19 protein-coding genes are annotated in these 22,595 nt (G+C 33.7%); 7 read left to right on the top strand and 12 right to left on the bottom strand.

Annotated features, from left to right (window positions below; translation table 11 throughout):
- Nucleotides 1-4 precede the first annotated feature (4 nt).
- Nucleotides 5-1,969 carry a hypothetical protein gene (locus tag IPM51_07460; GenBank protein ID MBK9284145.1) on the bottom strand — a complete coding sequence of 655 codons (1,965 nt, stop codon included), beginning with the start codon at nucleotides 1,967-1,969 and terminating at the stop codon, nucleotides 5-7.
- Nucleotides 1,970-2,027: 58 nt separating this feature from the next.
- The gene (topA, locus tag IPM51_07455) at nucleotides 2,028-4,526 is read right to left on the bottom strand and encodes a type I DNA topoisomerase (GenBank protein ID MBK9284144.1); all 2,499 of its coding nucleotides are present in this window, start codon (nucleotides 4,524-4,526) and stop codon (nucleotides 2,028-2,030) included.
- A gap of 214 nt (nucleotides 4,527-4,740) precedes the next feature.
- On the opposite strand from topA, the gene miaB reads away from it, so the two are divergent.
- From miaB to secG, 6 genes are all read left to right on the top strand, one after another.
- Nucleotides 4,741-6,183, top strand: coding sequence for a tRNA (N6-isopentenyl adenosine(37)-C2)-methylthiotransferase MiaB (gene miaB / locus IPM51_07450; protein MBK9284143.1), 1,443 nt, complete (start codon nucleotides 4,741-4,743; stop codon nucleotides 6,181-6,183).
- Between the two features lie 34 nt (nucleotides 6,184-6,217).
- Complete coding sequence (locus IPM51_07445) at nucleotides 6,218-7,441, top strand: sigma 54-interacting transcriptional regulator (GenBank protein ID MBK9284142.1); 1,224 nt, start codon at nucleotides 6,218-6,220, stop codon at nucleotides 7,439-7,441.
- A 142-nt stretch (nucleotides 7,442-7,583) separates the two neighbouring features.
- Entirely contained in the window at nucleotides 7,584-9,425 is a 1,842-nt protein-coding gene (locus tag IPM51_07440) for a tetratricopeptide repeat protein (protein MBK9284141.1), read from the top strand.
- Nucleotides 9,422-9,925, top strand: coding sequence for an LptE family protein (locus IPM51_07435; GenBank protein ID MBK9284140.1), 504 nt, complete (start codon nucleotides 9,422-9,424; stop codon nucleotides 9,923-9,925). The genes IPM51_07440 and IPM51_07435 overlap by 4 nt, the downstream gene beginning before the upstream one ends.
- Nucleotides 9,926-10,822 (top strand): hypothetical protein, encoded by an 897-nt coding sequence (locus IPM51_07430; GenBank protein ID MBK9284139.1) that lies wholly within the window; start codon nucleotides 9,926-9,928, stop codon nucleotides 10,820-10,822.
- A gap of 10 nt (nucleotides 10,823-10,832) precedes the next feature.
- Nucleotides 10,833-11,174, top strand: a complete 342-nt coding sequence (gene secG / locus IPM51_07425) for a preprotein translocase subunit SecG (GenBank protein ID MBK9284138.1) — start codon at nucleotides 10,833-10,835, stop codon at nucleotides 11,172-11,174.
- Nucleotides 11,175-11,580: 406 nt separating this feature from the next.
- On the opposite strand, the gene IPM51_07420 is transcribed toward secG, so the two are convergent.
- Both IPM51_07420 and IPM51_07415 read right to left on the bottom strand, forming a co-directional pair.
- Nucleotides 11,581-12,633, bottom strand: coding sequence for a hypothetical protein (locus IPM51_07420; protein MBK9284137.1), 1,053 nt, complete (start codon nucleotides 12,631-12,633; stop codon nucleotides 11,581-11,583).
- 46 nt (nucleotides 12,634-12,679) lie between these two features.
- Nucleotides 12,680-13,720 (bottom strand): hypothetical protein, encoded by a 1,041-nt coding sequence (locus IPM51_07415; protein ID MBK9284136.1) that lies wholly within the window; start codon nucleotides 13,718-13,720, stop codon nucleotides 12,680-12,682.
- Between the two features lie 227 nt (nucleotides 13,721-13,947).
- Between IPM51_07415 and IPM51_07410 the strand changes: the two genes are divergently transcribed.
- Nucleotides 13,948-14,853: a universal stress protein gene (locus IPM51_07410; GenBank protein ID MBK9284135.1), complete on the top strand. Its 906-nt coding sequence runs from the start codon at nucleotides 13,948-13,950 to the stop codon at nucleotides 14,851-14,853.
- Nucleotides 14,854-14,892: 39 nt separating this feature from the next.
- On the opposite strand, the gene IPM51_07405 is transcribed toward IPM51_07410, so the two are convergent.
- The 8 genes from IPM51_07405 to surE form a co-directional block, all read right to left on the bottom strand.
- Nucleotides 14,893-15,516, bottom strand: coding sequence for a WbqC family protein (locus tag IPM51_07405; GenBank protein MBK9284134.1), 624 nt, complete (start codon nucleotides 15,514-15,516; stop codon nucleotides 14,893-14,895).
- Nucleotides 15,517-15,521: 5 nt separating this feature from the next.
- A complete protein-coding gene (gene lepB, locus IPM51_07400; GenBank protein MBK9284133.1) occupies nucleotides 15,522-16,334 on the bottom strand; it encodes a signal peptidase I in 813 nt (270 codons plus the stop codon).
- A gap of 58 nt (nucleotides 16,335-16,392) precedes the next feature.
- Nucleotides 16,393-18,213 (bottom strand): hypothetical protein, encoded by a 1,821-nt coding sequence (locus IPM51_07395; GenBank protein ID MBK9284132.1) that lies wholly within the window; start codon nucleotides 18,211-18,213, stop codon nucleotides 16,393-16,395.
- Between the two features lie 136 nt (nucleotides 18,214-18,349).
- Nucleotides 18,350-18,937: a DNA-3-methyladenine glycosylase 2 family protein gene (locus IPM51_07390; GenBank protein MBK9284131.1), complete on the bottom strand. Its 588-nt coding sequence runs from the start codon at nucleotides 18,935-18,937 to the stop codon at nucleotides 18,350-18,352.
- 45 nt (nucleotides 18,938-18,982) lie between these two features.
- Nucleotides 18,983-20,161, bottom strand: a complete 1,179-nt coding sequence (locus IPM51_07385) for a SpoIID/LytB domain-containing protein (GenBank protein MBK9284130.1) — start codon at nucleotides 20,159-20,161, stop codon at nucleotides 18,983-18,985.
- Nucleotides 20,162-21,289 (bottom strand): lipid-A-disaccharide synthase, encoded by a 1,128-nt coding sequence (gene lpxB / locus IPM51_07380; protein MBK9284129.1) that lies wholly within the window; start codon nucleotides 21,287-21,289, stop codon nucleotides 20,162-20,164.
- On the bottom strand, nucleotides 21,290-21,604 hold the full coding sequence (locus IPM51_07375; GenBank protein MBK9284128.1) for a hypothetical protein: 315 nt from the start codon (nucleotides 21,602-21,604) through the stop codon (nucleotides 21,290-21,292). It abuts the gene before it with no gap.
- Nucleotides 21,601-22,371: a 5'/3'-nucleotidase SurE gene (gene surE, locus IPM51_07370; GenBank protein ID MBK9284127.1), complete on the bottom strand. Its 771-nt coding sequence runs from the start codon at nucleotides 22,369-22,371 to the stop codon at nucleotides 21,601-21,603. The genes IPM51_07375 and surE overlap by 4 nt, the downstream gene beginning before the upstream one ends.
- Between the last annotated feature and the right edge of the window lie 224 nt (nucleotides 22,372-22,595).

Here is a 22,595-nt window from a genome sequence, read left to right as displayed (position 1 = left end):
TTTTTTAATTTAAAAATATTATTTTCTGCCCGGATAATTTATCTTTTATTTCCTGCTTAATTTGAAAATATTTTTCATACTTAAGGGTGTCTGATGTGGGTATGATCAGATATTTAATATTGTATTTTTGAATAAAATCAATTTGATTCTCTAACACACTTTTGTTTTTTTGGGATTCTGATCTGCAAAAAAGCACAAACGGGCTTCTGGTAATAGCCTTATCATACTGATATAAATTCCATTTTTCATTTATGATTTCCGGAGTTAAATTAAAAGGAGTATAAACAAGCGGGTTAAGAATGGTTGGACATAAATAAAACTCCAAGGGATAAGTTATTCTAGTGTTATTATATAATATTTTATCATACATCACGCCTCCATGAGTTATTTGAGTAATAGAATCAAATTGCTGATTCACTTTTATCAGGTATTCCTCGCTTACTTTATTGCCATAAACATCAACTTTTTTAAACGAATGATAACTTAAATAAATACGGAAGATTAAACCAAATAAAAAAGGTATCAATAAAATAAATTTAAATGCATCTTTTCTTTGGTAAAGTAAAACAAAGGTGAATGCAAATAACACATGTGCTAAAACGTGCGTGTTGGTGAAAAATTGATGAGCATCATCCAATAAATAAAGTGTAGAAAATGCTGTTAGTCCGCATACCCAAATACAAATCAAAATATGCACTAAATGTCGATAGGTTTTATCCGATTTGGAAATAAAATAATAGTAAACCGCTAAAAGAATAAACGGTAAATAATTTAAAGCAAATAAAAAAGGTTGGGCCCAGGATTTCAGAAAAAATTCCACTAAAAAAAACTTGAGCCTAAAAAAACTAAATTCAGTAAAATCGGTGTATTTCAAAAGTGGTTTATCTAATCTGTAATTTAAATGGGAGTTTTTATTGAATGCGTAAAATAATTGAATAGCCGTTAAAAGGAGTGCTGCATAAAATAAATACCTTATGCTTTCACTTCTTTTTTCTGAATTCTTAAAAAATAAAATGGAGCAATAAAGGATAATTCCGCCATAAATTGCAGGGGCTAAACTTATTGACAGGATAGGCAATAAGAATAAATAGAATAAACCGGAGGAGTAATTTCGATCTTTAAAGCTCATCATACTAGCCAGTGCAAAACCGTAAATCATGGCCAGTTTACCGCCAAATCGTTCATTCATTCCTTCCATTTGAGATTGGTACTGAAACAAGTGAAAAATATTTTCCGAAATAAATAGACCTCCGATAAATAAAAGAGCTAAGGTTAAAATGCTATTAATTATTTTGTTATTCTGAAAAGAACCAAACATGGATATTATTCCAATAGCAAATAAAAATAGAAAATAGGCATAAGTAATGAGATGTAAAGAAACAGCGTAATTTATTTTAAAAACTTTTGCCATGAATCCATTGATCCAGAGATCAAAATAATGGTAAGGTGTTGCCGCATGATAAGTGTCTCCAATTAAATTTGCTGTTAAAAATGTATTTTCGTTACCGGTTTGAATTAGGCATTTTGAAATTTCGGCATAATAAAAACTATCTTTTTCAATTTCAGCAATTGGAAATTCAGAAGGAATAAATATAACGCTGCAATTCCATAGAAAAGCTATTGATAAAAAAACAAGTAGGGTAATTAAATCTCTTGATTTTAAATGAGGTTTAATTTGTGTGCTTACAAGTTTTTCATTATTTTTTTTAATTTTCTTTTCAATGAAAATAAAAATAATGAGGAGTAAAAATAATAGGTTAATGGAATTAAATTGTGTTTTGATAAGGGATATGACTATTACAATTGCGATCGTTCCCGTTAAAGAGCTTTTGAAAAAATATTCATAGTAATTTTTAGCGGCATTACTTTTATAGAAAGATAAAAGGCTGCGACCCACCATAAAATTGGCAAATGCCAATGATACTAAAGCGAGAATAGCTTTGATTAGAAGTATAAGATAAGCCGACATTTTAATTAAATGTACGCAAAATTGGGAACGATTAAAAAACTTGAAAAAGCAGAAGCAATTACTTCTTTTTTGCTTTTTTGGCCGCCTTTTTCTTCACAGCTGTTTTCTTAACGGCTTTCTTTTTTACCGCAGTTTTTTTTGCGGCAACTTTTTTAACGGTTTTTTTTGGAGCAGCAACTTTAGCGGTTGACTTCGCTACGCTTTTTGACTTCGCTGTTTTTTTACCTTTTGATTTTCCGGCTTTAAATTTTGAATTTTCAATTACCGCTTCGTATTTATCTTGTCCGCCAATGATTTGTACCACGTCGGCAAATGAAAGTTTGGATGGTTCAGTACCTTTTGGTATTCTAAAATTTTCACGATTCATGGAAATAAACGGACCCCAACGACCATTTACTATTTTTAAATCCGGATTTTCGTCAAACGATTTAATTAATTTTTCAGCATCTTTTTTACGCTTGGCTAATATTAATTCTATGCATCTATCAGCTTCCACAGTGTAAGGATCATCTTCTTTTCCTAAGCTGGTAAATACACTGTTATGTACAATATAAGGGCCAAATCTTCCAATGCCAACTTTCATTTCTTTCCCTTCAAATTCACCCGTTATTCTGGGCATTTTAAATAAAAGTAAAGCCTCATCCAAAGTAATAGTTTCCATTCTTTGGTCTTTTCTTAATGCAGCGAATTTTGGCTTCTCACCGGTTTGCTCATCGGCTACGCCAATTTGAGCCAAGGGTCCAAAACGCCCAATGCGCACTATTATATCTTTTTTACTTACCGGATCTTTCCCTAAAAGTCTTTCTCCACTTGCTCTTTCACTTTTATCTATTGTTTTTTCTACATTTTTATGAAATGGTTTGTAAAATTCCTTCAGCATTTTGGTCCATTCCAATTTACCATCGGCAATTTCATCAAATTCTTCTTCCACCTTTGCGGTAAAATGAAAATCTAATATATCGGGGAAGTATTGAAATAGAAAATCGTTAACAACCATTCCAATATCCGTTGGAAAAAGTTTTGATTTTTCAGCTCCGGTATTCTCCGTTTTTATTTCTTTGGCTATTTTATCGCCTTCTAATATTAAATAAGTATAGTTTCTAGGTTTACCTTCTTTATCTACTTTTTCAACGTAATTTCTTTTTTGAACGGTGCTAATTGTAGGGGCATAAGTACTTGGTCGGCCAATTCCCAACTCTTCCAATTTTTTTACCAAACTGGCTTCCGTATATCTTGGAGGGTGATGAGTGAAACGCTGGGTGGCATTAATTTCTTTTACTTTTAATTTATTGCCTTCTTTCATTGGTGGAAGCATAGACGAATTCTCCTCGTCATTTTCTTCATCCGTACCTTCAATATAAACTTTTAAAAATCCGTCAAATTTTAATACTTCACCTTGTGCAACAAATACTTCATTACTGGTACTTATCCCAATTTTTGCAGTTGTTTTCTCCAATTCGGCATCTGCCATCTGGCTGGCAATAGTTCGTTTCCAAATTAAATCATAAAGCCTTTGTTCGTTGCGCTCTCCTTCAATTTCTTGTACATTAATATAGGTAGGCCTGATAGCTTCGTGTGCTTCTTGTGCACCCTTACTTTTATTTTTAAATTGACGAAACTGATAATATTTATTTCCGTAGTCCTTTGTGATTGCATCTTTTGCCTGATTGATTGCCGTTTCAGATAAATTCACAGAGTCAGTTCTCATGTAAGTGATTTTTCCCGCTTCATAAAGTCGTTGAGCAACCATCATGGTTTGCGCCACACTAAAGCCTAATTTACGAGCAGCTTCCTGTTGCAAGGTAGAGGTAGTAAAAGGAGCAGCCGGTGTTCTTTTCGCAGGTTTAGTCTCTAAACTTACAATTTCATAAATAGCCGATTTACATTTATTTAAAAACTCTTCAGCTTCTTTATCTGTTTTAAAGCGTTTATCTAATTCTGCTTTAACACTACTGTTTTCAACTTGAAATATAGCAGCTACTTTAAATGCGCTGGTAGGTACAAAACTTTGTATTTCTCGTTCACGTTCAACTATTAATCGCACAGCAACCGATTGTACTCTTCCTGCTGATAAACTCGGACGAACTTTTTTCCATAAGATGGGTGATAATTCAAAGCCTACTAATCTGTCTAAAATACGGCGAGCTTGTTGAGCGTTAACCAAATTGATATCAATTTCCCTCGGATTCTTAATTGCTTTTTCTATTGCAGGTTTGGTAATTTCATGAAATACTATACGCTTAGTTTTTTTCTTATCTAAGCCCAATGTTTCAAATAAATGCCAACTTATTGCTTCTCCCTCACGGTCCTCATCGGACGCTAACCAAACCATATCGGCTCCCTTGCTTAATTTTTTTAATTCGGCAATTACTTTTTCCTTTTCAGGTTGTACTTCGTATGTTGGCGTGAAGTTTTTTTCTATATCTATTCCGTATCCCTTCTTCACTAAGTCTCTCACGTGCCCGAAACTCGACTTCACCGTAAAATCTTTCCCTAAAAATCCTTCAATTGTTTTTGCTTTTGCAGGTGACTCAACGATTACAAGATTTTTACTCATATATATATGTCAGTTCAAATAATTAACAAAAATCGCTCAAATTGACCCGTTGGCGATAGTTGACCGTAATTTTTTACAGGGTGCAAAGAAAAATAAATATTAGCACAACTTCCAAATTAATGGCTCATTGGTTATAAATATTCGATAAACAGGCCCTATTTTTGTTAAAAACTGTCAATTTGTCATTATTATTGGTAATTTTAGAGTCCCATAAATGAGTTCTGAGATAAAAATAATTGATGAAGGGCGACAAGGAGAGCCTTTTTCATCGTCTGTTAGTCCAATAAACAATAAAAAACTTTTTTTAGAAAGTTACGGCTGTCAAATGAATTTCAGCGATAGTGAAATTGTTGCTTCTATATTAAGTGAAAACGGTTTTTCAACCACTACTAATTTTGAAGAAGCGGATGTGATTTTTGTGAATACCTGTTCTATTCGAGATAATGCTGAACAAAGGGTTAGAAACCGACTCAATGATTTTAAACGGGTGAAGAAAAGAAATCCATATGCCATTGTTGGAGTTTTGGGATGTATGGCCGAGCGCCTAAAACATCAATTCTTAGAAGAGGAAAAATTAGTTGATATAGTGGTTGGTCCGGATGCCTATCGCGATTTACCCGGATTAATTTTACAAGCCGAAGATGGTCATAAAGCAGTTAATGTAATATTAAGTAAAGAAGAAACGTATGCCGACCTCACACCTGTACGATTAAATAGTAATGGAGTAACCGCTTTTATTAGTATAACCCGAGGTTGTGATAACATGTGTAGTTTTTGTGTGGTACCATTTACACGAGGAAGAGAAAGAAGCAGAGACCCTGAAAGCATTCTGAAAGAAGCCCGACAATTATTGGAGGCCGGTTATAAAGAAGTGACTTTGTTGGGACAAAATGTAGATAGTTATATTTATACCGGAGGTGGATTAAAGAAGGCAAACCTGAGCGAACAACAAAAGCAAGAAGCAGTAACCTTTGCGCAGTTGTTAGAAAAAGTTGCACAGCTTAGTCCTAAATTAAGAGTTCGTTTTTCAACTTCGCATCCAAAAGATTTAACCGATGATGTAATACAGGTAATGGCTAAGTATGAAAATATTTGCGATTACATTCATTTGCCGGTGCAGAGTGGAAGCAGCCGAATATTGGAGTTGATGAACAGGGGTTACACCCGCGAATGGTATTTAGAAAGAATAAATGCCATACGAAAAGTAATACCCGAGTGTGGAATTAGTACAGATATTATCACCGGATTTTGCAGTGAAACAGATGAAGATCATGCCCAAACTTTAAGTTTGATGGAAGAAGTAAAATTTGATTTTGCTTATATGTTTATGTATAGTGAACGACCAAAAACTTTGGCAGAACGGAAGTATAAAGATGATGTGAGCGAAGAGATTAAAAATAAGAGACACAACGAAGTAATGAGTTTGCAACACAAGAACAGTGCAATTGGTGTTGCTAAAGGTTTAAATAAAATACATAAAGTTTTAATAGAAGGATTTTCTAAAAAGAGTGAAAGTATGTTCATGGGCAGAAACTCCCAAAATGCAGTAGTGGTTTTTCCAACAGAAAATTTCAAAAAGGGAGATTATGTGAATGTTTTGGTTACTTCTTGTACTACTACCACCATGATTGGACATGTAGTTTCATTAGCAGAATAAGTTTATCTCAACTAACTCGAAATAATTCAAGCGTATGAGTAATCAGGAAATTAAACAAAAATTCGGAATAATCGGTAGCAATCCATTACTCGACCGATCGGTAGAAATTGCCAGGCAGGTTGCGCCAACAGATTTGAATGTGGTTATTAATGGCGAGAGCGGAACCGGAAAGGAAGTGTTCCCACAAATTATTCATCAATATAGTGCTCGTAAACATGGCCCATATATAGCTGTAAATTGCGGTGCAATACCCGAAGGAACAATAGACAGTGAATTGTTCGGCCATGAAAAAGGAGCCTTTACAGGGGCTACTGAAGCCAGGAAAGGCTATTTTGAAGTAGCTAACGGAGGTACTATTTTTTTAGATGAAGTAGGGGAGTTGCCTTTGGCCACACAAGCCCGTTTATTGCGTGTACTTGAAAGTGGTGAATATTTAAAAGTTGGAAGCAGTAAGGTTCAAAAAACGGATGTAAGAGTTGTAGCAGCCACCAATATTAATTTTTATCAGGCACTAGAAAGAGAGAAATTTAGAGCCGATTTATATTACCGCTTAAATACGGTTCCTATTTATTTACCTCCATTACGTGAACGTAAAGAGGATATACATTTATTGTTTCGGAAATTTGCGAATGATTTTGCTACAAAATATCGTATGCCCGTTGTACGCTTAACGGAAGATGCTGAAAATGTTTTAGTGAATTATTTTTGGCCGGGTAACATCCGCCAATTAAAAAATATTGCTGAGCAAGTTTCAATTATTGAAAAAAACAGAGAAGTTAATGCCGAAATTCTTTTAAAGTATTTACCTCAGTATAATTCAAATAATGTACCTTCTGTACTCGGTTCAGATCATTCCGGTTTGCAGGGCACGGATCGTGAACTCATATTTAAAGTAGTTAGAGATATGAGGGCAGAGTTGAATGAAATTAAAAAAGTGGTTTATGATTTAGTTTCTGCAGCTACCGGAAACAGCGGAGCTATAGATGCAGAGGATATACAAATTGCCAATCGCTTATATGGTTCAAATCAAAAAGATGCTTTGTCACCACTCAATTTACATACCGCCTTACCGAAAGGAAATACAGATACACATACCATTGAAGTGGAGGAAACCTTATCGCTTCAGGACAAGGAAATAGATATGATTAAGAAGGCTTTAGTTAAACATAAAGGTAAACGTAAATATGCTGCCAAGGAACTAGGAATTAGTGAGCGAACCTTGTATCGAAAAATTAATGAATATCACATTGAGGAGTAAAATTTTTATATTTCTTTTTTTTAGCATATTGATAAGTCAATTATCAGCTCAACATTATCTTCAACTTAACAAGGATTCGCTTTTTGAGATTACAAGAAATGATCAAAAACATGATTCAGTTAGAGGTAGAACTTATTTCTTATTGTCAAAATTGTATGAAAATGAAAACCCTAAAAAAGCATTGCAGTTTATTAATCAGTCTTTGATTTTTTGGCAAAAGCAAGGATATATAAATTATCCATTTGATATTATGCATTTAAAAGCACAAATTTTTAGAGGCATAGGGCAAATTGACTCTTCCATACATTATTGCAATCTGGTTTTGAATCGGGCCATTCAGGAAAAAAATTATCAGATAGAATACAATATTTACAGTGAGTTAGGTTTAATTGCTAATTCGCAAGATAATTTTAATAAAGCCATTCATTTTCACACGAAACAATTGGAACTTATTAAGCAAAATAAAGTGAATGATAATTCTGCCAGCGTGTATAATAATTTGGGCATTGCCTATGCAGGGAAAGGTGACAAGGAAATAGCTTTTGAATATTTTATCAGGGCATTACGATTCGACCTGGAAAAAAACAATATCATTAATGTTGGTAACGATTATAATAATTTAGGTGTAATTTATATCATGAATAAACACCAAGATTCTGCTTTAGTGAACTTTGAACGGGGCTTAAAATATCGCATCAAGGCCAACGACTTATTGGGAATAGGCGGCTCTTTGAATAATCTGGCTTTTTTTTATGCAGAAAAAGGAAATTATAACAAGGCTATAAACTTAGCCGATTCTGCCATGAAAATTGCAACAAGCCGTGGTTTTAAAAAATTAGAAATCGAAATTCTACAGACGTACAATGAAATTTATTTAAAAAAGCAAGATTATAAAATGGCTTATGAGTGGCTTCAAAAGTTTAATAAGGAACGTCAAAAATTAAATAGTGAGGAGTTGTCAAATAAAGTTTCCCAATTGGAATCTGATATCACTTTGGGAGAAAAACAAGCAGAGTTGTTAAAGAAAGATTTAGAATTAGAAAAATCCGAAAAACAAAAACAAAAACAATTGGGTGGTTTAGTATTAAGTATGCTGTTTTTATTTACCGCCCTGTTTTTTGTATTTAATTTCAAAAAAAATAACCGATTGCTGAAAAGCAGAAACGAATTAATATCACAGCAAAAAAATATTATTGAAGAAAAACATCGTGATATTACAGATAGTATTAATTATGCTCAAAAAATTCAGAATGCTTTGTTAATTAATGAAAATATTTTGCGTAAAAGTTTACCCAATTCCTTTATACTATATAAACCACGTGATATAGTAAGTGGTGATTTTTATTGGTACACATTTAAAAACAACAGGCACATTCTGGCTTTAGCGGATTGTACAGGTCACGGGGTTCCCGGTGCATTTATGAGTATGATTGGAATGACCTTGTTGGATAAAATTGTAAATGAGAAAAACATACTTTCACCCGCTTTAATTTTAAATGAATTAAGAAATGATGTTATACAAGCATTAAATCTTCATAATGATGGAGATGGCCAGCGGGATGGAATGGATATGTCAGTTATTTCAATTCAAGAAAATGAATTGACTTATGCCGGAGCAAATGCTAAGGCATTTATTTTTACAAATAATAACGTAACAGAGTTAATACCCAATAAACAACCTATTGGTTTATTTGAAAAAAACGAAAAATACAGTGAACAAATCATCGCTATTCAAAAGGGCATGAAATTGTATCTGTTTTCTGATGGAATTATTGATCAGTTTGGTAATTTAGAAGATAAACCTGCGCAAGATTTGCAAGCAGGTAAAAAAGTAAAATCAAAGTTGTTTAAGCAATGGATAACGGAAACCGTGAACCTGAGCATGCCCGAGCAAAAAACGGAAATTGAACAAAAGCTAATCTTGTGGAAAAAAGGATTTGAACAAACTGATGATATTTCGTTAATTGGTATACAATTGTCATGATACAACGAATCCTAACATATACGCTTGTTTTTTTTGCCATGTTAGCATGCAAACCAAGAGTATCTCTATCCGGTGCTACTATTCCGGCCGAAGCAAAAACAGTAAGTGTAGGATTTTTCACCAATAACACAAGTTTAGGCGCACCCAGTTTATCACAACGTTTCACCGAGAAACTGCGTGACTTAGTTTCACAACAAACTAATTTGGGATTAATTAAATCCAATGCCGATTTACAGTTTGAAGGGTATATATCAGATTATAATGTTGGACCGGTTGCCGTGCAAAATACCGAGCAAGCGAGCACAAACAGACTTACTATAAGCGTGCAGGTAACCTATAAAAATAAATTCGATCAAACGAAAGATTTTGATCAGGCCTTTACACGCTATGCAGATTTTGCAACAACAGAAAATATTAGTGACAAAGAAGCTACATTGGTAACCGAAATATACCGACAGTTAACAGAAGATATATTTAACAGAGCTTTTAATAATTGGTAAATGCGTGAATCGGAACTATATGATTTTATGGCTCATCCATTAAAAATGGATAAAAAAGCTGTTTCTGAATTATCGGCTTTGGTTGATCAATTTCCTTATTTTCATACAGCACATATACTTTTAAGTTTATCTGCTAAAAACTGGGACACAACATTATATCAAAACACCATAAAGCGCACAGCAATTAGTGTAAGTAGCAGAGAGCAATTATATGAATTGATTCAAAATTCTTTATTAATAGAAGAAACACCAATTCAAGAGCAGGAAAAGAAAGTTGAAATAATTAAAGAAACTAAGACATTAGAGCAAGAAACGCTAGTAGAACCAAAAAATATTGAGAAAATTGAAACCACTCCGATAAAAACTGAAAATTTGGAGCCGGAAATTCAGGTAGAAAAAATTACACCCGAAAAAGTTGAAAAAGAAATTGAGCGATCGGTAGTTAATTCATTTATTGAGAAGGAAGTTTTACAAATTAAGCAGGATAAGCCTAAGGAACCGCAAAGTTTTACCGATTGGCTTACTTTTGTTGATAAACATAAAGAACACACCACTGAAATTACAGCTCAGAAAAAGGATGTATTAGGCAAACAAGAAGAGGATATTAAAAAGATTAAGCTAAAACAAAAGGCATTAATAGATAAAATTATAGAAAGTAATCCGGGAGCTATTCGAAATAAAGAAGAACAAAAATTCTTTAAAGCCGAAATTAAAACCAAAGAAAGTCTACTTGAAAGTGAAGATCTTGTAACTGAGACACTTGCGAGCATTTACGCATCTCAGGGTAATATTTCAAAAGCCGTTAGAGCTTATGAGCTTTTAAGTTTGAAATATCCACAAAAAAGTGCTTACTTTGCATCCCTGATTGAGAAATTAAAAAACGTTCAAAAAGATTAATTTAAGAGAAATGATTTTATCAGTTTTAGTAATAATAGTTAGTGTCCTTTTAATTCTGGTTGTATTAGTACAGAATTCAAAAGGCGGTGGAATTCAAAGTCAATACGGTGCTGCAACTCAAATTATGGGTGTTAAAAGAGGCACTGAATTTATTGAAAAAGCAACTTGGGGTTTAGCCATTGTTTTGATTGCTTTAAGCATTTTAATGGCTCCAAAAAGTTCGATGACAACCGATACTACAGAAGATAACGGCTCCATAGCTAAGCGTAAAGCGGCTTCAGCGGTTACCATGCCTTCGGCACCGGCTAATGTTCCATCTGCTCCGCCGGCTCAACCAACAGGTACGCAATAAAAAATATTTTATTAATTAACCCACACTATTTTAATAGTGTGGGTTTTTTTATGTTTAATTATTCGGGCAAGTTGCCTATTAAAATTATTGAATTATAAGAGTTAGAAGGGATGAAAACGGACTATAAATAGGGTATTACTATTACCATATATTTGATTTAATACTTTATTTTATCCGTTTTAAGCTATTTATAGGCATTCACGTCTACTTTCTACTTCTGCACTAATAAAACACAGCTTATATCTGAAGAGAAAGTCTCAACTAATGAAAAACTTTGTTGTTAAGGCACGCTTAGACATTAAGGTATTAAAGAACTATATATGAATGAAAGTAAACGGAAAAAGAAACCTATAAGCATAAAAAAAGCCTCCCAATGGGAGGCTTTTTTATTTAGAAAAGTACTTGATTAATCTTGAGTGAAACTAAAGAAGTTATAGTTATGGTTAACACCATTTCTGATTTCTCCATTAAATAAGTCGTTTTGATTGCTGAAAGTACCACCATTATAAACACCGGTTGGACCTGTAGCAATTACAGTGCTTGAACTTACAAAAGTAGTTCCAGTGTAAACTGAAGTAATTTTAATAGTATCACGTGATTGACGTAAATCTTGAATCCAAACGTTACCGTCTTGACCAAAACCAGGAGTATTTACTTTTACAGTTGAAACATCAAAAGTATAAGTTCCGTTAGCAGCTAAAGATGTTTCGTAAACTTTTGTACTTAATGATAAAGGATCAGTATTGAAAGTATAGTATACTTTAGTTCCTGCAGGTGCAGTTAATAAACCATTTTGGTTAACTGAAGACGGTTGAACGGTTCCGCTAACTACGTTAGTAGATGAAGTCCAAACACCAAAAGTAACTGAACCTGTAATTTGAGCAGTTCCAATTTGATTTTGAGTTGGGTTATTGTTATCATTTACTACTGACATATTTCCATTATAGAAAGCCCACTCATTAATGTTGTTATTTCCATTCCAATAAGTAGACTGACCTTTGTAAACCATCATGTTTTGACTCATACCAAAGTAGTTACATAAGCGACCTGTTTTGGTTACTCCGTTAATTAAAGTATCTTGAGTTCCTTGGAAACCTTCAACTAAAACTAAAGCATTAACACCGTTTGATGTTCCGTTTGATTTAACTGCAATTGCGTAGTTACCATTTGCATCAGTTACACCGTTGAATACTTCAACTCCTGATTGATTTGAATTTGGATAAATACCAGTTCCACCATTCTTATTAACGCGAACGCTAACATTAACTCCGGCAGCAGGTACTTTTGTGTTGCTCGTCCATCCCGCACCACCATCTGGTGTAATAATTGTTTTACGTAAAGTTCCCTTTACCCAACCCATACCTGTGATATCGGTTGCTTCTAATGACTTTTGCTCGATGTCTTTCTTGCAAGAGAAAAGAGCAGCAGTAAGTGTAAGTGCTAAAAGTGATTTTTTCATGACTTTATATTTATTTTTTATTGTTTATTTATTATTGATTTATTTATTAAAAGTGAAATAAGACAGTGATAGCACCAGTACCACCGGTTAAACCGTTGTTACCATTACTATTTCCACCGCCACCGGTTAAGTTATTCATTGAAAAACCATTGTTTCCGCCATTGTTATTATCAACAGAGAATCCATTTTGTCTTTCGTTTGTATCTGTACTTCTCTCATCATTAAATACAGTAGCTAAACCGCTGGTTCCGTTTTCATATACTTCAACAGTTGAGATTTTGTTGGTTCTGGTTGACATAGCCCATCCCCATCCAAATTCAGCACCAACTGAAATTTTAGCGAAAACGAAGTATTCAATTCCAATAAAGCCTCTCATTCCAAAACGGAAGTTGCCACGGTAATTATTGTGCAACACACGCTCTTGACGACCAGGAGCAGTCGGGTTGTGTTGAAGCTGTGTGTTGAAGTTACCTGCAGCCGAGTTGGTGTAATGAGTAGCATATAAATCAGAATAATCATTCGCGTAAGTGAAGTACTCCTTATTTCCACCGCCACCAAAAGCGATTTCACCACCATAATATCCTTGTAAACGGCGATATCCTCTTCTCATTTCGTAACCGGCAGAAATTAACAAGTTACTTTTATTAAATTTATAAACGTCTTCAACACGTAAATTTTGAGCAGTGTTGATGTCTTCTGCTGTACCGAAACTTGCATCATATAATGCTTTAGAATCTTGTACACGGTTTGTGATACGACCAGAAAGGGTGTTGATTCCGATTTTACCGCGAATTGCAGCTTTTGGAGATAAATAATATTTACCTACAATTTGATTAGCAGAACCTGTAACATACTGATGATTGTTACCTGCAGCACTTACAAAACCTGCATTTTGGTTAATTTTAATCGCGTTAAAAACGTAGTCGATCATTGGAACGGCGTTAAAGCCAAGGCCGATATCTCCTGCTTTTGGCAGAATCTCGTTTCCTTTTTTGTTCTTCACGACCTCATCTCCGGAGCTTGCCTCCTGAGCTTGCAACAACATTGTAGTAAACAATGAGGCTGCGATTAGGACTTTTTTATTCATATTTATTTGGGTTTATGTTTTTTTATTTTAAAACTTACGCAAAAGTAGAATATTTCCTGCTTATAGACAAATTATTGTATCCCTAAAGTTTTCAGTATCCACTTGTGTATAATTCAAACCACTAATACGGGCCTTTTGGCTAAAGGTTGGGCCTAAACCTATTTTTTTAATGTTAAAATGGCATATTTTGCAAAAAAAACCTACTTTTAACACAAAATACTACTTTTATGATACAATTCAGTTCTAAAAAAATCCTTATTCCTGTCGATTTTAGTGAAACCTCTCTCTTAGCAATTACACACGGTGCTTTTACGGCCCAGTTAACTAAAGGTGATGTTTACCTATTACATGTAATAAACTCATATTATGTGGCACAAAACCTGTTTTTGCCAACGATAGATATGAGTAGTACCAAAGAATTGGAAGATAAAGTCGCCTCAAAATTAAATGATTTGGCTAAAGATGTATCAAAAAAATATGGAATTAAGGTGGATTGTATTATTAAAACCGGAAGTCCAAGTACTGAAATTGTGGATGTAGCCAAAGAAATTAACGCATCCTTAATTATTATGGGTACGCATGGTTATTCGCCTATGGAAGAGCTTTTGATTGGCAGTGTTGCTATGAAGGTATTAACCAAATCACACTGTCCTACTATGGCTATGAGTAGTGTGGCGGATCATAAAGGCTATAATAAAATTGTAATGCCTATTGATACTAGTTCACATACTCGCCAAAAAGTAAATTATACTATACAAATGGCCAAAGAATTCAGTGCAGCGGTTCATGTTGTTGGATTGTTGGGTAAAGATGAGCAGGACGAAAAAGCAGCCACTGAAGTAATTTTAAAACAAATAAATGATATTGCTATAAAAAGCGGTGTGCAAGTACATATTGAATTACAAACCAATGTGAAAAACAGAGCTACGGCAACTGTTGAATTTGCCAATGCCGTTAACGCCGACCTTATTGTTATAATGACCGATCAGGATAATGAAGTGAGCGGTATATTTTTAGGACCATACGCACAACAAGTTATTCATAAGAGTAAATGTCCGATTGTAGCCATTACTCCGGTTGATTATTCGGGTGCTTCCAGCGCGGGTATTTTAGGTGGAACAAGTGGAGGTTAAGCGATTAGCTTAATTAACGTGTAGATTAACTTTAAGTGTTTATTTGAAATAATCAACACTTTTAATTCCTTGATTAAATAATAAATCAATTATACTCAAGTTGTTTTTAAAGGATAATTTGTTGTCGAAAACCTGTGGGTAAGCTTTATTTAAAAACAAATCGTCTTTAGTAGGAGGAATTTTAGGACTGAAAGAATTCCTGCAATCTGTTAAGTTATCAATATTAGGTTGAAAGGAATCTGTAAAGGATATTTTTTTTTCTAACCGCAGTATTTTTAAAATCATTTTCAATTGATATAAATTATAATCGAACAAATTTTCCCACCGATCAGTATAGATATTACTGAACTCATCTTCAAAAAACTCAAAGTAAGGACTGTTTTTATAAGCGCTGCAAATGGCACGCCAATGATTTCGCTGCCAATTTTCCTGATAGGATATTTTTACTTCCGTAATAATCCCTTTATAATGCTTAACCGGAATAATTAAGTTAAGTGGGCCGTTGGCACTAAGTATACAACACCTGTTTCTATAACTCTGTTTAATATAATGTTCATGCGATTCAAGTATTAATCCTTCAGCTTTTATAATCTGTTTAAAATAGGAAATATTAGGAAGGTAAGCAGTGCTTAATATTACTTTTTGAACGGATTTAGAGCTCATTCGTATTATGGCTTGAAATGTTTGATCACAACTCCTTTGATAAAAGATTCCGGCAGAAAACCAAATATTCTGGAATCGTTTGCATTATCCCTATTATCGCCAAGAGCAAAATAATAATTGTATTTAAAAAGATAATTGGTAGTATACTCATTATTAATAAAAATACTATCCTTTATTATATGTACTGAATTACCTTCGTATTCCTGAATGATTTTCAAATACAAACTTATATTAGTTGTATCCAATTTTATATTAGATTCTTTTTTTGGAATCCAAATCTTGCCAAAATAATCTCGGTTCCAAGCATACTTCGAATTGTTGGGGAATACGGTTTCATCCATCGCTCCCTTTTGTTCAATCTTATAAACAACGGATTTAATTTTTGTGTATTCCTTTTTTAATTTTTTCGTTTCTTCTTTAGTTAATGAAAAACTATAATCCAAATCGTTTGAAATTTCTCCTCCTTCCAAAAGATTACTTGTATACATAAAAGCACTATCTAATTTTACATTCGCCTTTACAAAATAATTATGTTTAGTGGAGGCAGGGTCAGCTGTTAACTTATTATTAATATACACGCTTTTTTCTCTTATTTCTACTGTATCGTTCGGTAAACCAATTAAACGCTGAATAGTATATGTATTTCGGATAATTGAATCTGAAGTTGGGTATTTAAAGTAAATTAAATCGTTAATCTGATAGGTATTAAAAATTCTTTTGATAAGCACTAGTTCGTTTTTACCTAGTGTTGCTTTCATGTCTTCCGAATTAATTTTTATTACATCAAAAACATAGAATTTAGTAATCAAAAAAATCATCATACCAATAACCGCCGCAATAAACCACTTTAGTGTAAAAACAAAAATGAATATTTGTTTAGGCTTTACCAGTATTATTTTTTTTCAGCTTTCTTTTTGTATTCCATTTACTGAAACCCCATAAGGCCAAAACAGAAAGAATAAATGGAATTTTGATTGAATGTAAATTTCCGGCTTCCACATAACACAAAAAGCGTTCCCACCTGAATTTCCCATCTTTACTGTTTTTAGTTAATGATCCTATAACCGACTTTCCACTCACCGGATTATTTTCGGCATATTTCATACTAAACCAAACAAAAAACGGCGAACCTACCACATGATCGTAAGGTACTAATCCCCAACTTCGGCTATCGGCACTGTTGTGGCGGTTATCTCCCATCATAAAATAATAATCTTGTTTAAAAGTATAAGAAGTAATGGGTTTGCCATCGTAAGTAACCTGTGCACCTTCTTTACGTATATGGTGTATGCCATCATCATAGGTACTCAACACTTTTTCATACAAACAAATATTATGCGTGTCAATAGGTATAGTGAGACCTTTTTTTGGAATTAAGAGCGGACCGAAGTTGTCGTTGTTCCAGGCATACGCATTATTATGTGGGAAAATAGAAGGATCAAGTTTTCCCTTTTCATCTAATTTTAAAGTAACCGAAACAACATCTTGCATTTGTCTTACTTGTTCTGCAACGGCAACCGGCATATTTAGTCGATAAACAATAGTATCTTTTGATAGGGCAGCAACGCCCACCTCTGACGCATAAATATCCAGTTTATCTAAAGCATTGATATTGGATAATGAATATTGACCGTTAGGAAGTTCAATTTCATCTCCAAATATTCGGGAAGTACATTTTACATAATAAAAATGTTGAGCATGCTCCGGTGCAGTTTGTTTCTGTTTATTAATGTAAAGCTCTGCATCTTTAATTTCCAATTCGTCTCCCGCAATGGCTACACATCTTTTTACATAGTGTTCTCTTTTGTCTACCGGTCGGGCAACGACTTTATTCATTCTTTTGCCGTTAATTGGATTTTGCATATCCTCTGAGTGAATCAGTTCATGTGCTTTAGCAGCATAGTAAGCTTCACTTTGAGGTTTCATGCCTGCCCTTGTTTCTTCATGTTGAATAATCTGCGAGAAATAACGTTTAAGCGCATAATAACTCATGTTTTGCTCACTTACCAAAACGGTATCCCCATCCGGATAATTAAATACAACTATATCGTTATTTTTCACTTTTCCAAAACCCGGTAAGCGCATATATGGAAATTTAATCCACTCTAAGTAAGATTTAGTGGTTTCGCTAAAGGGTAAAGTATGGTGTGCAAAAGGGAAGGATAGGGGAGTTTGCGGAATTTTAGGACCATACGCAAACTTATTTACAAATAAAAAGTCGCCCACCATTAAACTTTTTTCCAATGAAGAAGTTGGAATGGTAAAAGCTTCAATGGTGTAACCTCTAATGATGGAAGCGGCAATTACGGCAAAGATGATCGGGTCGAGCCAGTTTTTCACGAATGAACTGGGTTCTTTTTTAAATTTATCTAATCCTACAAATTTGGCAGTGGAATCGAATCCTAATTTAAGAAAGTATATGTAGGGCAGAATGGAAGCGAAAAGCAAATCAGAAGTGGCGGGTTTGTTGAAGGCACGAGCAACATTAAAACCATAAACACCATACATGATGATGTTAACACCCGGAAAAATCATAATGGCAGCCCACCAACCGGGTTTTCCTAATAGTTTGCTTAATAAATAAAAGTTATAAAATGGAATATACGCTTTCCAGCCTTCTATTCCTGCTTTTCCAAAGAGTTTGGATAAACCTACAAAAGACGAAATTAATAGTCCTAAAAAAATATAATTTCCCATAGTAATTGTTGCGGGTTGAAGATAACAAATAAAGAAACATCCGTGTTTAATTAATTTATCTTTTGCCCTACTTTTTCATTTAAGTTTAAAGCGTAAATTCAGGCTTATTATTGCTTAATTAAGATATTTTAAGACTTTAACTGTCTTTGTATTTCCAAATATACATGCAGGCAATGGTTCTATAGGGTTTCCAGGAGGAGGCTATTTTTTCCATTTTATTCAATAAAACTTTTTTATCGGTTGATTTTATGCGATATAATTTTCTCATCCCATTTTGTATTCCTAAATCATTTAAGGGGAACACATCTGTTCTGCCCAAACCAAACATCAATATCATTTCTATAGTCCATTTACCCACACCTTTTATTTGGATCAGGTATTCAATTAATTCGTCATTTTTTTTGGATTTTAAAATTTCATAATCCAAAGTTTCTTGTAATGAAAATTGAGCAATATTCACCATATAACTTATTTTCTGAAAAGAAAGTCCGCAGGTTCGCATTTGGCTACTCTTCAAATGAAGTATGGAATGGGCATGAGGGTATTGATCGGGGAATAAATTCAGAAATTTTTGCCAAATGGTTGCCGCTGCTTTAACTGACAATTGCTGACCGGCAATGGCCCTTAACAGCATAAAATAAATATCTTTATTTTTTTTGAGTTTAACCGGCCCGTGTTTGGCTATCACGGGCTTAAGTTTTGGATCTTTTCTTAAATGATGTATTGCAGCCTTAGACATTTGAAAATAAATACTACACGATAAGCAATACTATTCGTCTTTAAAAAAATTTAATTTCCGCATATCTATAATTCTGATATTTCGGTAATAATAGTGTAAAACATCGATATAGGAATAACCTTTTTTACACATATTCATTGCGCCTTCCTGACACATACCTAATCCATGACCATAGCCTCTGCCCCTAAACACTATGCTATCATTATTCAGCTCGTAAATAGAAAAAAAAGTTGATTTCAATTGAAGGTCTTGTCTCACATTTTTTAAAGGTACTCTTGTATTATTACACTCTAAATAAACCTTTCGGGTTTCTTGTTTAAAGTTGAGTGCTACTTTAACTGCGTTAGGTTCATCAATGGCGTAATTGTGTTTCAGTTTTAAATAAGTCAACCAGTCTTCGGTTAGCATTTTTCGTTCCCATTTTGCGTTTGGCATTTTATGACTAAAACTATCCACCTGACTTCGAAGATAATGTCTGTACGATCCCCATACATCTTCACTATTGGCTGTTTGCCCGCCGCTATTGCTATGGAAAGCAGCAACAATTAAATCCAAATTTTCATCCACAACAACTTTACCTTTGGTTTCGGCAATGGCATTAAAAATATTAACGTCACGAGGTTTACCGAAATAAGCCTGACAGTGCACCTGATCACACAAACTAAAACCCTCTAAAACATGTTTGTTGATAGAGGATAAAGCAAAGGTTCTTGCTAAAAGGGCTTGTACTTTGTAAAATTCCAGGCTCGATCTTCGTCCGGCCTCAGCCTCTGTAACTCCGGCAATATAATTATCCAAAATAACATCATTTAAAACTTTTATATAACCGTCGGTTACACTAAAGCTAACATCATTTTGGTAAGTGCGAATTTTTCTTTCGGGATTAATGAGTTTTATTTTTACTTCAGCTAATTCATCACCTGAAAATTTAACGTAATGATATTTACCAATATATTCCGCACTTTTATAAATGGCAATGCTATCTTGACTTAACACTAATTTATAAATACTTTCTCCTTTACTTTCTTCTAATAATTTTCCGTCAACTGTAATCTTATAAGTACCGGCATTTACATTTAATTGTAAAGCATTCACTTTTAAGTGACTGAAAATTCTAATATTTAATCGTTCTGTAGGTACAAAAGTAGCTGCATGTATAAACAGGAAACAAATAAATAACAGAATAGTTATTTTCTTTAATATTTTCATTTAGTTTTTGATATTAACGTCATGATACAAAGCTTGCGCTAAACGAGCTGAAGCTCCTGTTCCTCCCAAATGTGCTCTGAGTTTTTGATAATTGATTAGCATGGTTTCTATATATTCTTTATCAAATAATAATTTTTTTAATTCATCGATAATATTGCTGATGGTAAAATCATCCTGTACTAATTCTTTCACCAATGGAGCATCCATAATCAAATTCGGTAAGCCAATATATTTAACATCAACTAATTTTTTAGCGATTTTAAATGAAAGATTTCCTCCTTTATAACAAATTACCTGTGGCAAATTCAATAAAGCGCTTTCCAGTGTAGAAGTTCCACTTTTAATTATACCTGCTGTTGCATAAGAAAGCAACTCGTAAGTTTGATTATAAACCACTGGTATTTTATAAGAACTTAAAATTTGATAATTAGATTGATCTAAGGAATTGGATCCGGCAACAACAAATTGATAATTCGGAAAATGAGAAGTAACATCTAACATTACATTAAGCATTCGTTCTATTTCTTGTTTTCTGCTTCCCGGTAAAATGGCAATAATAGGTTTATCGGATAATTTATTTTCTGTAACAAATAATTCCTTTGATTTTAATTGAGGTTTTTTAAATTCAATAGCATCCACTAAAGGATGTCCAATAAAATGAACTTTAAGATTATGTTTTGCGTAAAATGCTTCTTCAAAAGGAAGTATCACAAAAAGTTTGTGTATATACTGCTTGATAATATTGACTCTGTTTTCTTTCCAGGCCCAAACGGTAGGAGAAATGTAGTAATCGGTTTTTATTTGATGTTGATGCGCCCATTTGGCCATTCGCAAATTAAAGCCCGGATAATCTACCAATACCAATAAATCAGGTTTAAAGGCTAAAATATCTTTTTTTACTTTTTTAAAATTTTTTTTGATGGTGGCAATATTTTTTAACACATCAATAAATCCCATGAAATTCATTTCGCGGATGTGAATGGCAGGTTTACAATTACTAACTTCTATCATGTAATCTCCTCCGGTAAATGCAAATTCAGCACCGGAGTCTAGTTTTTTCAACTCTCTCATACAATTCGCGGCGTGCATATCGCCACTTGATTCTCCGGCTATGAAATAATATTTCAATTAAATAAATTCTGGTTCCATAAAATAACTTACATAGGCCACTAGTAAAACGTAAAGCAATACACTTAAAATAATTCCTTTTGTAAACTTGTCTATTTTTTTGGTGAGTCCTAAATAAAAAAGCAATAAATTTCCAATACCACAAATTTTAATTACACTGCTTAGTAAATATCCCCCGGTTAAATAACGTAAAAATCCTTTCGGAAAACTGAGTTGGTGATGAAAAAACAACCAATACAAAACAAAAATAAGCATAGGGAAAAACACACCTATTGCCAATCCTTTCCAAAAACTATCTAATTTCTGCCAGTTCATTTTTCTAAATTTTTTAATTGCTGAATACTGTTATAAGCTGTCATGTCTGCTTGAACGGGAACAACAGATATATATCCATTGGCTAATGCCCATTCATCCGTATCGGTTGCTTCCGGTTCAAAGTTCACAAATTCACCGGTTAACCAAAAATATTCTCTTCCATAAGGGTCTTTTCGTTCATCAAATTTTTCAACCCAGTTTGCTTTAGCTTGTCTTACCACTTTAATCCCCTTCAAATCTTCTCTTCTTAATTTTGGAATATTCACGTTCAAACAAACGCCTTTTTCCATTTTATGCAATAAGGCATTTTCAATTATTTTCTCAATAAAAAATTTAGCGGGTGTAAAATCAGCTTCAATACTGTAATCACAAAGACTAAATCCAATACTCGGACTTCCTTCCAATGCTCCTTCAACAGCAGCACTCATGGTTCCGCTATAGATAACATTAATGGAGCTATTGCTACCGTGATTAATGCCGCTTAACACCAAATCAGGTTTTGACTTCATGATGTTGTTTACCGCCATTTTTACACAATCTACCGGTGTGCCTGTGCAAGCAAACTCCATTTCTACTTGATGATAATTCGTTTTTTGAATACGCAATGTTGAATTGATGGTTATGGCATGTCCCATTCCACTTTGCGGTTTATCGGGTGCAACCACAACTACATTACCGTATTTGGAAGCGATAGAAGTTAAGAATTTTAAACCCGGCGCAAACACGCCATCATCGTTGGTGACTAAAATATTAGGGGTATTGGACATAATTTTATAATGAATAAAGCTAAAGATAGTTTCAATACCAAATGAAAATTAAAGATTGATTTACTAAAGGTACATTGTTAATTGTACGGCTGACATTTAGGAAAGCTATTTTGTTATTTTTGTCATTAGGCTTAACGAATTTTAGCAAAAAAGAAGGAAGTAAAATAGATTTGTGATAGTGATAATGTAATAATGGCAGAATTGAAAATATGGCACTTAAATTG

Source organism: Sphingobacteriaceae bacterium (assembly GCA_016715905.1).
GTDB lineage: Bacteria > Bacteroidota > Bacteroidia > B-17B0 > Aurantibacillaceae > Aurantibacillus.
The sequence above is the reverse complement of the archived record's forward strand: the minus strand, read 5'-3'. Positions and strand labels throughout refer to the sequence as shown.